Below are 12,689 nucleotides of genomic sequence, written 5' to 3'. Positions count from 1 at the left end.
ATAAAAACCAGTGCTGCTGCCGAGTTTGACTTTTTTTCGGTATAAATCGCTGCTTACTCGCGAACAATGATATGCTTTCTTTACTAATAATAACCGCTATATGCCCTGATGATGGGGCTTAATCCTAATCTGTTATAGGAGACGCATTGTGTCTGAACTGTCTCAACTGTCACCTCAGCCCTTATGGGACTTCTTTGCCAAAATCTGCTCTATCCCACACCCTTCTTATCATGAAGAAGCGTTAGCATCGTACATTATAGAATGGGCTGAAGCGCAGCAATTCTGGTGTGAGCGGGATGCTGCGGGTAATATTCTAATCCGCAAACCCGCTACCGCGGGTATGGAAAACCGTAAGCCTGTCGCCCTACAAGCTCACCTCGATATGGTGCCGCAAAAAAATAATGCTACCGAACATGACTTCGCGCGTGATCCGATTCAACCTTGGGTGGATGGTGAATGGCTGAAGGCTCGCGGTACAACGCTCGGTGCTGATAACGGTATTGGTATGGCTTCTGCACTCGCCGTTTTAGCCGATAAAACGGTTGAACACGGTCCTCTTGAAGTTCTGCTCACGATGACCGAAGAAGCCGGGATGGAAGGCGCTTTTGGCTTACAACCTAACTGGCTGCAAGCAGATATTCTCATCAATACCGACTCGGAAGAGGAAGGTGAAGTCTATATGGGTTGTGCAGGGGGAATTGATTTCTTATCTGAACTACCAATTAGCCGTGGCGATATTCCTGCGCAACATCTGACTGTAGAGATTAGCCTCAAAGGGCTACGCGGTGGCCACTCTGGCGCCGATATCCATCTAGGATTAGGCAACGCGACAAAACTATTGGCACGTTTCTTTGCAGAATCTCGCGGTAAGCTCGATCTACAGTTGATCGATTTTAAAGGCGGTAACCTACGTAACGCTATTCCTCGAGAAGCGAGTGCGGTCGTCGCCGTCGCACCTGAACAGGAAACGGCTCTCCAGCAGGCACTTCACGATTATCTCTCAATCCTACAAAATGAAGTCGCGCCAAAAGATAAAAATGTCACCCTAAGCGCGCAGGCAATCTCGCACTCTGGTCAGGCGTTAGTAGCGGAGAGCCAAGATCGCTTTATCAATTTACTGAATGTGACCCCTAATGGCGTGGTCCGTAACTCTGATGTTGCGCCGGGTGTGGTCGAGACATCGTTAAATATCGGTATCGTGACCCTTGAAGAAAATCAGGCAAAAATCTATTGCTTGATTCGCTCGCTTATTGATAGTGGGAAAGAGTATGTCGTCTCAATGTTACATTCGTTGGGCGCATTAGCCGGTGCGAAAACAGAAGCGTCGGGCAGTTATCCAGGCTGGCAGCCTGATGCTAACTCCGCCATCATGGCTTTAACTCGCGAAATTTATTTGGATCTTTTTGGTAAGAAACCCAATATCCAAGTCATTCACGCTGGGCTAGAGTGTGGTTTATTCCGCGAGCCATACCCACATTTAGATATGGTCTCTATCGGACCAACAATTACTGGACCTCATTCCCCGGATGAACAGGTACATATTGAAAGTGTTGGCCTTTACTGGCAGCTGCTAACCGCCCTACTCAAAGCAGTTCCAACCAAATAAGTGCCCTGCTAGGCGAGCGATCGCCTAGCATATTTTTATTTGAGAGGTCGCCCATGGTTGCTCACTGGATTCGAGGGTTAGCCACGCTAATTTTTCTGCCCCTTCTCGCTCAAACCTCTAGCGAAAAAATCATGCTTTGGCCCACTGGTAGTGGTCAAACCCGTCAAGGCCCTAGTGTGGTGATGACGACCCAAGGCAAAGTCACCCAAGTTAATGCGCCTTTTTTAACCCTCTACTCTCCAAAGACCTTTAACGGCAAAACTGTGCTAATCGCTGCGGGTGGAGGTTACAGGAGGATTGAGCAAGCCAAAGAAGCTTTGCCTGCCGCACAATTTCTGACTCAGCATGGTTTCCGTGCTTATATCCTCACCTATCGATTACCCAACTCGCACTGGCCGGAAGGCAAAGATGTCGCCATGAAAGATGTTCGACAAGCGTTAACGCTGATTCACCAAGATAATCCGTACCTAAGCGTACTCGGCTTTTCCGCGGGCGCCCATTTACTCGCCTTAGCCATAAATCGTGCAGAGATGACACCAAAGGATGATAAAGCGCCGCTTGCGGTGGAAGGCATGGCGTTGATCTACCCGATTGTCTCCGTTGAACCGCCCTTCAACCATAGTGCCACCCATCGGGTCCTTGCTGGACGTCACGCGTCGCGGCAAGAGGAAGCGAAATGGTCGGTACAACACGCTATCCATGACCATTCTCCTCCACTATTCGTGGTCGAAAGCGAGGATGACCCCATTGCCCCGCCGCAAAATGGCCTGTTACTCCATCGTGCCGCGACACAACACCATGTCCCCATGACATGGATACGCTACGCAACGGGCGGTCATGGTTTTGGCTTAGGGCGAAAAGGTCTGGCGAACTCCGCTTGGCCAGAACATTACCTCTCCTGGCTTAATCAACTGCCAGCTCATAACTGCAGGGGTAATTGACGCTCAACTTGCGGATCAAGCAGACTGACATGAAGACCAATTAATCTTACCGAGCGCCCCTGTCTCCGTTGCTCCCAGAGTTTTAAGGCGAGGTCGATAAAGTCCTGCTTCGTGAGTTCAGTCCAGATATGCTCAAGGGTCGTCTGTTGGAAGTCGGAAAACTTAAATTTAACCCCCTGACGCGCGACCCGTAAATCCGGCCGGACTTGCCGTAATCGACGTTCGAGTTCTGTATACAGCTTGTCGATCACCTCCAGACACTGCCCCCACTGCTCGATGTCTGCAGAGAGCGTGGTCTCGACACCGACAGACTTACGCAGTCGATGACTGTCGACATCTCGCGTATCAATCCCTTGGCTTTTTTCCCACAGACTCCGGCCAAACTTTCCGAATTTTTTTAACAGAAAACTCAGCTCAACTTTCTGAATATCGGCACAAGTATAAAGCCCTAAATCAGCTAATTTTCGTGAAGAGACCTCCCCTACCCCTGGGATCTTAGCTAGGGGGAGCGTCTGTAAAAAATGGTCGACCTGCTGTGGCGGAATAACATAAAGACCATCGGGTTTATTGACTTCGGAAGCGATCTTGGCCAAAAATTTGATCGGTGCCACCCCCGCTGATGCCGTTAGTCCGGTCTCAAGGAAAATTGAGCGGCGGATTTCTTCTGCAATTAACGTCGCGGAACCTTGGCAAGCAAGGCACTCAGTCACATCGAGATAAGCTTCGTCGAGAGAAAGCGGTTCAACTTTCGAGGTATAACGTTTGAAGATTTGCTGTATTTGGGCCGAGGCCTGTTTATAAGCATCGAATCGGCCAGGAAGCAAAGTTAGCTGCGGGCATAACTTTAGTGCGGTCGCCGTTGGCATGGCACTTTTTACGCCATAACGGCGTGCCGGATAATTAGCGGTACTAATGACTCCCCGCCGCTCTGGACTTCCACCGATCGCAATGGGGATATCCCGCAAGGCAGGATTATCTCGCATTTCAACCGCTGCATAAAAACAATCCATATCGACATGAATAATTTTACGCATCTCACCCCTCCAACCCACTCTCAACATACTGTATAAATAACCAGACAGTAATGCAAGTTATCAGCCAATAAAGGAGGCGCAAGGTCAGAATTAGTTTAAGGGTAGCAATGGAGTGGAGGGGAAATGAGAGCCGTGTCGCTAATAAAACCTAGGCTCATTTTTTTGACAAAAAAAGCTTGATGAAAGCTTGATTAAAGCCATAACAGTGATAATGTTGCGCAAATATAAACCGTTCTACTGCAATAGCCTGTTATCCGATTGCAGACCGTCCTCACGATTGTCATCAAGGTACACCTAGCATGCGTATTTTCGCACTCATTTTTGCGATATTGTTTTCCTGTAACGCGTTCTCAACAGAAGTCGTTCCACTCTCCAATGCATTACAAGCCCCCGTGAGCGATCAACTGAAAACGGAACTGATCGGTTCACCGGTATTTATCCAAATTTTTAAGTCTGAGCGTACGCTTGAACTTTATGCCAAAGTAGGCAATCAGTTTCGCCTGCTTAATCGCTTCAATATTTGTAAGTTCTCGGGCGGCTTAGGTCCCAAACGGACTCAAGGTGATTTTAAGAGCCCGGAAGGGTTTTATACCATTGCCGCGTCACAGTTACATCCCGATAGCCATTACTACCGAGCGATCAATCTAGGTTTCCCTAATCAGTACGATAGGGCTAACGGCTATAACGGTAACTACTTAATGATCCACGGTGATTGTGTCTCTATTGGCTGTTATGCCATGACCAATAGTGGTATCGATCAAATATTTAAGTACGTAACGGCTGCATTTAATAACGGTCAAACGCAGATTGAAGTGAATATCTATCCGTTCCGCATGACCGATGACAATATGCGCCGCTATGCAGGTTCGCAATACATTAACTTCTGGAAGCAATTGAAGCCAGGCTATGATTATTTCCAGAAATATAAGCAACCACCGATGATTGCTGTGATGAATAATCAATATATCATCAATGGCCAAAGTAATGGGACGATTACCCCACGAGGTAATCCATTCCAAACGACTACCCCGAGTGCTTCAAAGACCTTTCTGGCCTTCACCCAAGCAAAATAACTTCCATTCACCTGGCATGATCTTGTGCCAGGTTTCGTTACCGGTGAGAGGCTGTGTCGCGACGACTGTCACCACATCGTGAGCCGTTGTCTGCTGCATAAAATCGACTTCGATATCTTGATCAATCAGCATGGCTTTACCAAACGGCGAACGCCGCGTAATCCAATGAAGATGTGTAGAGCAATACGCCATCAAGTAGCGACCATCTGAAAGTAGCATATTGAATACGCCCAGTGCGCTCAATTCGTTGGCGAGTTCAGCTATGTAGCGAAACACAGAGGTCCAGTTTTTAGGTGTCTGAGGAAAGCGTTGCGAGAGTTTATGTAACAACCAGCAAAAAGCCCGTTCACTGTCCGTTCCACCTACGGGGCGAAACTGCCCGGTTTCAAGACGGCGGTAGCCTTTAAGCTGTCCATTGTGTGCATAGGTCCAATGACGCCCCCAAAGCTCGCGGGTAAAAGGATGGGTATTTTCTAGGGCCACTTTACCGCGGTTCGCTTGGCGAATATGAGCGATGACAGAATGAGATTTAATCGGATACTCTTGCACTAACCGTGCAATGGGAGATTCAAAACTTGGCAATGGATCTTTGAAGGTTCGGCAGCCCTTCCCTTCATAAAATGTAATGCCCCACCCATCTTTATGCGGGCCAGTTCCTCCACCCCGCTGAACCAAGCCGGAAAAACTAAAACAGATATCAGTAGGGACATTTGCGCTCATCCCAAGCAGCTCACACATGCATTTGACCTCAATAGCAGCGTATCAGTCACTTAACGCCGATACCTGATAATCAATAACATGCTCTGCGTTACGCTGCAACGGGATAACGCGCGCTTAATCCATAACAAAAAAGAAATACTTATGCCGAAATACGTTCCATCTCTTTTTCGATCAGCATAATTAAAATATGGATAATTTTGATATGAATCTCTTGAATACGATCAGCGTAACCAAAATGCGGGACTCTAATTTCAATATCCGCGGTACCTGCCATCTTCCCGCCATCCTTGCCTGTAAGGGTAATCACTTTCATACCTTTACTGCGTGCGGCACTTATCGCACGAATAATATTGCCAGAATTCCCTGAGGTAGAAATCCCGAGCAACACGTCGCCAGGTTGTCCCACCGCCTCGATAAACCGAGAGAAGACAAACTCATAGCCAAAATCGTTACTGACACAGGATAAATGGCTCACATCAGAAATCGCAATTGCGGGGTAGCCCGGGCGGTCTTCACGATAACGCCCCGTAAGTTCCTCAGCAAAATGCATCGCATCGCAGTGTGAACCACCATTTCCACAAGACAATACCTTCCCACCCTGTTTGAAGCTTGCCGCTAACAGCTCTGCAGCCTGCTGAATGGCGTTAAGGTTAGCGTCCTGACTGAGGAACTGCTCAAGCGTTTTAGCTGCCTCATTTAACTCATCACGGATAAGATCATGGTACATATAAATTCCTTGTGGAATACGGAAAAATTCAGGTGCCAAGTTTAGCCCATTAGTATTTCAGTGCAATATGACCAAGGCGATTAACTCAGGTTTCTTTGCGCGGTTGATCTCAAACCGATAAAAAAACCTATTAATAATCGATATATAGACATCCAAACGTCCATATTGCCAAATATTTTTGCCCTGTTATAGTGGTATTCACTAGCTCTTACCATGACGCAGAGGCCCCTCATGACTCGTTCAGCACCGGTTCCAGAGAGTAAACTTCCCGCCTTAGGCACCACTATTTTCACCACCATGAGCGCACTGGCTCAGCAGGTGGGGGCGATTAACCTCTCTCAAGGTTTCCCTGATTTCAGCGGCCCAGATTACTTACAACAACGCTTAGCCCACCATGTTGAACACGGCGCGAACCAGTATGCACCGATGTCCGGAATCCCGGTACTGCGTGAGGCAATCAGTAAAAAAATCGCCCGTTGTTACGGATGTCAGGTGGATAAAGAGACCGACATTACCGTTACAGCGGGCGCTACGGAGGCGTTATTTGCCAGCATTACTGCGTTAATCCGACCGGGTGACGAAGTGATCTGTTTCGAGCCCAGTTACGATAGTTATGCCCCTGCCGTGCAACTCGCGGGTGGAATAATGACACATATTCCTCTCACGCCTCCCGATTTTGCGCCTGATTGGTCCAGTTTCTCTGCGGCCATCAGTGAGAAAACCCGCCTAGTGATTATTAATACCCCACACAACCCTACCGCGAGCGTTTGGCAAAAGGAGGATTTCGACGCGTTATGGGCGGCGATTGCCGAACGACCACTATTTGTGTTGAGCGATGAAGTTTATGAGCATATCTGTTTTAGTCAGCAAGGGCATTACAGCTTGTTGCAGCACCCGTCATTGCGAGAAAGAGGAATTGTGGTCTCTTCCTTTGGGAAAACCTATCATATGACGGGCTGGAAGGTCGGTTACTGTGTCGCACCGCCTCATCTGAGCCTCGAAATCAGAAAAATACATCAGTACCTTACGTTTTCGGTTCATACCCCCACTCAGCTCGCGTTAGCGGATATGCTTAATCATGCTCCAGAGCATGACGAAAATCTCCCGGGCTTCTATCAGCAACGCCGAGATTTCTTTATCAATGCCTTGCAACCAAGTCGTTTCACCCTATTACCATGCCAAGGAACCTACTTTTTACTGTTGGATTACTCGGCAATTTCTACGATGAATGATGTCGACTTCTGCCTTTACCTCACCAAAGAGGTTGGCGTTGCCGCCATTCCTCTTTCCGTATTCTGTAAAGAGGCCTTCCCCCATCGCTTAATTAGGGTCTGTTTTGCGAAAGAAGAAGCAACCTTGCAGGCCGCGGCGGAGAAACTATGTCAACTTTAACCGTTAGTCTGTTACAGCAACCTATTATCTGGATGGATGGTGAAGCTAATCTCGAACATTTTTCTCAGCTCATCGCACAATCCGCCCCCTGCGATCTGTGGGTATTACCCGAAATGTTCACCACTGGCTTTTCGATGCAAGCCGCAACTAACTCGCTGAACGAAACACGGGTGCTTGATTGGTTGCGAGCACTCGCGCATAAACACAATACTGCAATATGCGGCAGTGCGGCGATCCAGCTGACTGACGGTGCCGTAAATCGTTTTTATTTCGTTACCCCTCAGGGCGATATCGCTTACTACGATAAACGTCATCTGTTTCGAATGGCCAACGAGCATCATCATTATAAGCCCGGAGTCAGCCGGGAAATTGTTGAATACCGTGGATGGCGAATATTGCCGCAAATTTGCTATGACCTACGCTTCCCAGCCTTTTCTCGTAATCACAATAACGACTACGACTTAGTGATCTATGTGGCGAGTTGGCCTGCTGCCCGCGCAAAACACTGGCAAGCCTTATTATTAGCGAGGGCAATCGAAAACCAAAGTTGGGTGATAGGCTGCAATCGCGTAGGGGAGGATGGGAATGGGTTATCGTACCAAGGGGACAGTCAAATCATCGCTCCTGAAGGAGAAATTATCGTAACAGCCTTACCCGGGGAGGCGACGGTGATCTCAGCGACTATTGACCGTCAACGGGCAATCGCTTATCGCCAAGCGTTTCCCGCTTGGCAGGATGCGGATAGTTTTACCTTAACTCCCCCGGTAGGTTGACCACGAATTGGGGGTGATAAGATAAGGAAGATGGAAGTGTTCACCGGTCTGCGTAATCACAAAATCAATCTGTGCGGTAAGATATAACGAGGGGCGATTACTCTGCGCAAAATAGTCGCCAATCTCTGCGGTTAATCGATAGTGTCCTGGCACGATGGGGTCAGGCGTTAAGGTTTTTAAGCGCCCATCGCTATCCGTTGTACCCTTGGCAATCTGTTGCCACCCCTCATTCGTTAACTGATCTAAGGTAATGGTGACGTTACTCGCCGGTCTTCCCAAGGCAGTATCTAAAATATGCGTCGTAATCGTACTCATTGAATAGCCTCCTGCAGACGTAATGCCGTGATTTCACGGAGCTGTTGTACGCTAGCCTCGATATCCTCTGCTGCACTAAGCTGTAAACGTTGCTCAAGCGCTAGCAGGATATCTTGCGGTGAGAGGCCTTTGGCGCGAATTAAAAATACTCGCTGGAAACGCTGTTCATAGCGCAAGTTTCCCAATCGAATCGCTTCTTTACTCTGTTGGTCGGACTCTTGTACCGCTGCTTGTTCGCTACGCGAAGCCTGAGCTTCAGAGCTTTCTCCTGTTGGCCGTTCGCCGATACGAGGATGCGCCTTTAATGCCAAGGTCAGTGCTTCTTTCCCCCATCCCTCGGTTAGCTCGGCGGCTACCGCTTGTAGGGCTAAGATATCGCGATAAGGTCGACGAGCAACGAGCTCTGTTTGCCATGTTTCAATCGCCACGCAATGGGCGATAGCTTGCTGCGCACTCTGTGCGTCGCTTTCATTAAACTGCTTGAGAGAGATCATCAGTTTCATATTCTCGCAAAGGAGTGGCCGTTAATTGCACCGCGTGGGTAAACGCTTGGATCCCCGCTGCCACATCTTGTACCGTGACGGCTTCAGCAGGATGATGACTAATCCCTTTCTCGCAGCGCACAAAGATCATGGCAACCGGCCACTGCGCGGCAATCGCTATCGCATCATGACCCGCGCCACTTGAAAGTAGCGGAGCACTGCCTTGTACTGCAGTCACTGCTTGCGTACAGGCGGCGCGTAATCGCTTATCACAGGCTGTTGCCGCGATATGATAAAACTCCTCAGCGTGAAACCTGATGCCACGTGCGGACGCAATGCTCTGCGCACGTGACAGCAACTGTTCTAAGAGCTGACTCAATGGGGCATCTTCCGGTCCTCGAATATCCAGACTCAATGCCACCTCACCTGGGATCACATTTACGGCCCCAGGCGAGCAACTCATCTGCCCGACGGTAGCCACTAATCCGCCCCCTGCCGCAGTGGTCTCTTTTTCGATCGCCATTATCCACTCAGCCGCCGCCACGAGCGCGTCTTGGCGCTGCGTCATTGGCACTGTCCCTGCATGACCCGCAAGCCCGGTAAAATGGCAGTGTAAACGGTGAGCACCATTAATCGCCGTCACTACGCCTAGCGGTAAGTCAGCCGTTTCTAGGCAAGGACCTTGCTCGATATGAAGCTCTAAATAAGCAGCAATAGACTCAGGATGACGAGCAGCCTGCAACACCTTGCGTGGGTCGAGCTGTTGCGCAAGCATCGCTTCTCGTACGCTAATCGACTGACTATCTGTCTTATCCAGCCAATCATTCGGCCACTGTCCTGTTAGCCCTTTACTGCCTAAGAGCGTAATACCAAAACGGGTACCTTCTTCATCCGCAAAGCCAACAATTTCAATGGCGTTGGCGAGACGGATATTTTGGTTTCGTAACGCGCTCACCACTTCAATTGCCGTTAAGACACCCAGCGGACCATCGTAACGCCCTGCATTACGTACGGAATCGAGATGTGAACCTAATAAGATAGCGGGAGCTCCTTCTGCTACGGCTTCATACCGACCACAGATATTACCCACCTCATCTTGCCAGACTGACATCCCAGCCTCTTCCATCCATTGCTGAACTTGCCGGTTAGCCTGAAAATGTTCGTCAGACAGATAAACGCGTGTCAGCTCCCCTTGCGTTTCACTGATATTTGCTAACAGATCACATCGCTGCATAACGCGCTGGGCAGCGCCGTCTGCCATCGCTTTTGGAATAAGGTTAAGCATGGGCACCACTCGCCTGATAATGATCCCAAGCGGCTTGAAGTGCCGCCCCTTGAACGGTCTTGAAGCCTACGTGATTTAATACGGCTTCTAACGCGGTGAGAGTTTGCATCACACAGCTTTTCCGCGCGTTATAGCCCATCGTGCCAATACGCCAGACTTTACCGTGTAGCGGGCCGAAAGAAGTCCCAATTTCGATTCCGAAATCATTAAGCATCAAATGCCGAACCTCGTCACCGACCACGCCAGAGGGAATATAGACCCCTAAAACATTATTCATCTTGTGTTGAATGTCGCCAAATACCTGTAATCCCATCGCGTGTACACCTTTTAGCACGGCATCGCCGTGGAGCTTATGTCGCGCGATCCCCGCTTCCAGCCCTTCCTCTAAGATAAGACGTGCGGCCTCATAAGCACCAAATAAGGCACTGGTCGCTTCGGTATGGTGATTCAGACGCTCTGGTCCCCAATAATCAAGTACCATACCGAGATCGAAATAATTCGAGTAGATCATCTCTTCATCGCCTTGCTGATGCTGAGCCGTACGGATCCCTTCCTCGACACACTTGCGCTTACGGATCTGATCAACGATGCGGTCGCTTAACGTAATAGGGGAGGTGCCAGAGGGACCGCATAAGCATTTTTGCATTCCTGCTGAAACGGCATCGATTCCCCACGCATCGGTTTCCAAAGGGTTTCCGGCTAACGAGGCAGTAGCATCGGTATACAGTAATACACCATGACGACGGCAAATCTCCCCCAGCTGCTCCAGTGGCTGCAACATGGTTGTCGAGGTATCGCCTTGTACCGTCAGCAATAAACGAGGTTTAACTTTTTTAATCGCCTCTTCGATTTGTTCAGGACGGAACACTTCTCCCCAAGGCACTTCAATGGTGTGCACCTCAGCTCTGCAGCGACGGGCAATTTCACATAACAAATGGCCAAAACGACCGAATACTGGCACCAACACCTTATCGCCTGGGCGGATAGTTGAAACGAGGATCGCCTCAATCCCCGCACGTGATGTCCCATCCACCAATAACGTCCACTGGTTTTGGGTAGCAAATACGCCCCGATAGAGTGCCATGACTTGATTCATATAATCCGTCATCGCTGGGTCATACTGACCGATAAGTTGACTCGACATTGCACGCAGTACACGAGGGTCGGCATTGATTGGGCCAGGCCCCATCAGTAAACGTGGAGGTGGATTAATTTGAGAAAGAGAAGAAATATCCATGTGCGAGTCCTTGGTGATTGAAACAAAAAATTCTTATAAATAAGTATTGCAACAATTGTGCCAGGCAATGTAGACAGAAAAAGCCAGATTTAGCCGAGTCCTGCGATTTTCCTCACGTAATTGCCGCGCACTAAGATAATGCAACGCACTTTTATGGTGCCCCATTATCGTTGTTCAAGCTCTTCGAGATGCAGATAGCTCTCGGCAATTTTATGGATACGTTGCCGCCCGGACTCTAACGTGGAATGCAGCAGAGAATTTGCCATTAACGTCACAAAACTCATCGCCGCACTGTAACAGTCAAAGGCGGAAACACTTTCCAGTGGCGTCGCAAATTGCCAAGTGGCTAATCCTTGGATGCTTAACGCCTGCGGTTCGGAAAGTGTGATCACCGGGACCTGTTGGCGTTGGAGTTGTTGTAACAATTTTTTTATCACCGCTGGTCGGCGTCTAAATGCAATCACCACAACCACATCCTGTGGGCCATAGTCTACCAACTCTTCAGAAAGCGTCTGTCCCGGTGTCGGAAATAGGCTGACTTGCGCTCGGGCTTGGATCAACTGCGCACGCAGATGTAACGCAACCGGATAGGCGTTGCGATAACCGATGATCCCGACTTGCCGTGCCTGATTAAGAGATTGTATTGCCGCCGAAAATTGTTGTGTATCGAGCAGTGTTGTCCAATGGAGCAGGTTTGCCGTTTCTTGTTTATAGTGTCTGGCGAGCAAGGTATCGCCATGAACGATATCTCTCGGTTCCGTTAATGGCATACCGCTTTGGCGTAAGAGACGCAGCTCCTCGTACATGTCTTTATATTTTTCGTAACCGAGCCGTTTAAATAACCGACTCACCGTCGCTTTAGACACGCCACTGACCCGTGCGAGCTCCGCACTGTTATAACTGATCAAATCATCAAAATGATCGACAACAAAATCCGCCACGCGCTTCTCTTGTGGGGTCAGGCTCTCATAATGGCTTGCCAATCGCTGATTTAAAGGCGTCATCTTCACTCCTGTAACAAACATTTCACTGTATTAAGCAGGATTTAGACCACTCTGAAATTTTTTTTTCATCTCGGTACAAAATTTGCTTGGTCAATCTCTT

Annotated in this window: 13 protein-coding genes; 5 read left to right on the top strand and 8 right to left on the bottom strand. The window is 49.0% G+C overall.

Going from position 1 to position 12,689, the window contains the following annotated elements; all coding sequences use genetic code 11:
• Window positions 1–148: 148 nt before the first annotated feature.
• Both pepD and BMX14_RS15220 read left to right on the top strand, forming a co-directional pair.
• Window positions 149–1,606: a beta-Ala-His dipeptidase gene (gene pepD, locus BMX14_RS15225; protein WP_092678243.1), complete on the top strand. Its 1,458-nt coding sequence runs from the start codon at window positions 149–151 to the stop codon at window positions 1,604–1,606.
• Window positions 1,607–1,659: 53 nt separating this feature from the next.
• Window positions 1,660–2,547: an alpha/beta hydrolase gene (locus BMX14_RS15220; RefSeq protein WP_092678241.1), complete on the top strand. Its 888-nt coding sequence runs from the start codon at window positions 1,660–1,662 to the stop codon at window positions 2,545–2,547.
• On the opposite strand, the gene dinB is transcribed toward BMX14_RS15220, so the two are convergent.
• A complete protein-coding gene (gene dinB / locus BMX14_RS15215; RefSeq protein ID WP_092678239.1) occupies window positions 2,526–3,581 on the bottom strand; it encodes a DNA polymerase IV in 1,056 nt (351 codons plus the stop codon). The two genes, BMX14_RS15220 and dinB, sit on opposite strands and share 22 nt — an antisense overlap.
• 299 nt (window positions 3,582–3,880) lie before the next feature.
• On the opposite strand from dinB, the gene dpaA reads away from it, so the two are divergent.
• Complete coding sequence (dpaA, locus tag BMX14_RS15210; RefSeq protein WP_092678237.1) at window positions 3,881–4,654, top strand: peptidoglycan meso-diaminopimelic acid protein amidase; 774 nt, start codon at window positions 3,881–3,883, stop codon at window positions 4,652–4,654.
• Here the strand turns inward: dpaA and BMX14_RS15205 are convergent.
• Both BMX14_RS15205 and lpcA read right to left on the bottom strand, forming a co-directional pair.
• The gene (locus tag BMX14_RS15205) at window positions 4,619–5,392 is read right to left on the bottom strand and encodes a class II glutamine amidotransferase (RefSeq protein ID WP_092678235.1); all 774 of its coding nucleotides are present in this window, start codon (window positions 5,390–5,392) and stop codon (window positions 4,619–4,621) included. The two genes, dpaA and BMX14_RS15205, sit on opposite strands and share 36 nt — an antisense overlap.
• 121 nt (window positions 5,393–5,513) lie before the next feature.
• A complete protein-coding gene (gene lpcA, locus BMX14_RS15200) occupies window positions 5,514–6,101 on the bottom strand; it encodes a D-sedoheptulose 7-phosphate isomerase (protein WP_092678233.1) in 588 nt (195 codons plus the stop codon).
• Window positions 6,102–6,332: 231 nt separating this feature from the next.
• Here lpcA and BMX14_RS15195 point away from each other — a divergent pair, with 231 nt between their 5' ends.
• A complete protein-coding gene (locus BMX14_RS15195) occupies window positions 6,333–7,493 on the top strand; it encodes a pyridoxal phosphate-dependent aminotransferase (RefSeq protein ID WP_092678231.1) in 1,161 nt (386 codons plus the stop codon).
• Window positions 7,481–8,266, top strand: coding sequence for an amidohydrolase (locus BMX14_RS15190; RefSeq protein ID WP_092678229.1), 786 nt, complete (start codon window positions 7,481–7,483; stop codon window positions 8,264–8,266). The genes BMX14_RS15195 and BMX14_RS15190 overlap by 13 nt, the downstream gene beginning before the upstream one ends.
• Here BMX14_RS15190 and uraH read toward each other — a convergent pair.
• The 5 genes from uraH to BMX14_RS15165 all read right to left on the bottom strand — a co-directional run bounded on the left by uraH (window position 8,246) and on the right by BMX14_RS15165 (window position 12,589).
• Window positions 8,246–8,581, bottom strand: a complete 336-nt coding sequence (uraH, locus tag BMX14_RS15185; RefSeq protein WP_092678228.1) for a hydroxyisourate hydrolase — start codon at window positions 8,579–8,581, stop codon at window positions 8,246–8,248. The genes BMX14_RS15190 and uraH overlap by 21 nt on opposite strands.
• A complete protein-coding gene (uraD, locus tag BMX14_RS15180; protein WP_230527529.1) occupies window positions 8,578–9,075 on the bottom strand; it encodes a 2-oxo-4-hydroxy-4-carboxy-5-ureidoimidazoline decarboxylase in 498 nt (165 codons plus the stop codon). The genes uraH and uraD overlap by 4 nt, the downstream gene beginning before the upstream one ends.
• Window positions 9,053–10,348 (bottom strand): allantoate amidohydrolase, encoded by a 1,296-nt coding sequence (hpxK, locus tag BMX14_RS15175; protein WP_092678226.1) that lies wholly within the window; start codon window positions 10,346–10,348, stop codon window positions 9,053–9,055. Before hpxK ends, uraD begins: the two co-directional genes overlap by 23 nt.
• The gene (locus tag BMX14_RS15170) at window positions 10,341–11,585 is read right to left on the bottom strand and encodes a pyridoxal-phosphate-dependent aminotransferase family protein (RefSeq protein WP_092678224.1); all 1,245 of its coding nucleotides are present in this window, start codon (window positions 11,583–11,585) and stop codon (window positions 10,341–10,343) included. Before BMX14_RS15170 ends, hpxK begins: the two co-directional genes overlap by 8 nt.
• Before the next feature lie 164 nt (window positions 11,586–11,749).
• Complete coding sequence (locus BMX14_RS15165; protein WP_092678222.1) at window positions 11,750–12,589, bottom strand: MurR/RpiR family transcriptional regulator; 840 nt, start codon at window positions 12,587–12,589, stop codon at window positions 11,750–11,752.
• Window positions 12,590–12,689 lie beyond the last annotated feature (100 nt).

The organism is Rosenbergiella nectarea, from assembly GCF_900111105.1.
Taxonomy (GTDB): domain Bacteria; phylum Pseudomonadota; class Gammaproteobacteria; order Enterobacterales; family Enterobacteriaceae; genus Rosenbergiella; species Rosenbergiella nectarea.
This window is presented reverse-complemented; position numbering and strand designations above follow the sequence as displayed.

What these genes read in the sequence shown, in the direction of transcription:
- BMX14_RS15220 (WP_092678241.1), top strand. Translation starts at nt 1,660, where the DNA reads ATGGTTGCTCACTGGATTCGAGGGTTAGCCACGCTAATTTTTCTGCCC.
- dinB (WP_092678239.1), bottom strand. Translation starts at nt 3,581, where the DNA reads ATGCGTAAAATTATTCATGTCGATATGGATTGTTTTTATGCAGCGGTT.
- dpaA (WP_092678237.1), top strand. Translation starts at nt 3,881, where the DNA reads ATGCGTATTTTCGCACTCATTTTTGCGATATTGTTTTCCTGTAACGCG.
- BMX14_RS15205 (WP_092678235.1), bottom strand. Translation starts at nt 5,392, where the DNA reads ATGTGTGAGCTGCTTGGGATGAGCGCAAATGTCCCTACTGATATCTGT.
- lpcA (WP_092678233.1), bottom strand. Translation starts at nt 6,101, where the DNA reads ATGTACCATGATCTTATCCGTGATGAGTTAAATGAGGCAGCTAAAACG.
- BMX14_RS15195 (WP_092678231.1), top strand. Translation starts at nt 6,333, where the DNA reads ATGACTCGTTCAGCACCGGTTCCAGAGAGTAAACTTCCCGCCTTAGGC.
- BMX14_RS15190 (WP_092678229.1), top strand. Translation starts at nt 7,481, where the DNA reads ATGTCAACTTTAACCGTTAGTCTGTTACAGCAACCTATTATCTGGATG.
- uraH (WP_092678228.1), bottom strand. Translation starts at nt 8,581, where the DNA reads ATGAGTACGATTACGACGCATATTTTAGATACTGCCTTGGGAAGACCG.
- uraD (WP_230527529.1), bottom strand. Translation starts at nt 9,075, where the DNA reads ATGATCTCTCTCAAGCAGTTTAATGAAAGCGACGCACAGAGTGCGCAG.
- hpxK (WP_092678226.1), bottom strand. Translation starts at nt 10,348, where the DNA reads ATGCTTAACCTTATTCCAAAAGCGATGGCAGACGGCGCTGCCCAGCGC.
- BMX14_RS15170 (WP_092678224.1), bottom strand. Translation starts at nt 11,585, where the DNA reads ATGGATATTTCTTCTCTTTCTCAAATTAATCCACCTCCACGTTTACTG.
- BMX14_RS15165 (WP_092678222.1), bottom strand. Translation starts at nt 12,589, where the DNA reads ATGACGCCTTTAAATCAGCGATTGGCAAGCCATTATGAGAGCCTGACC.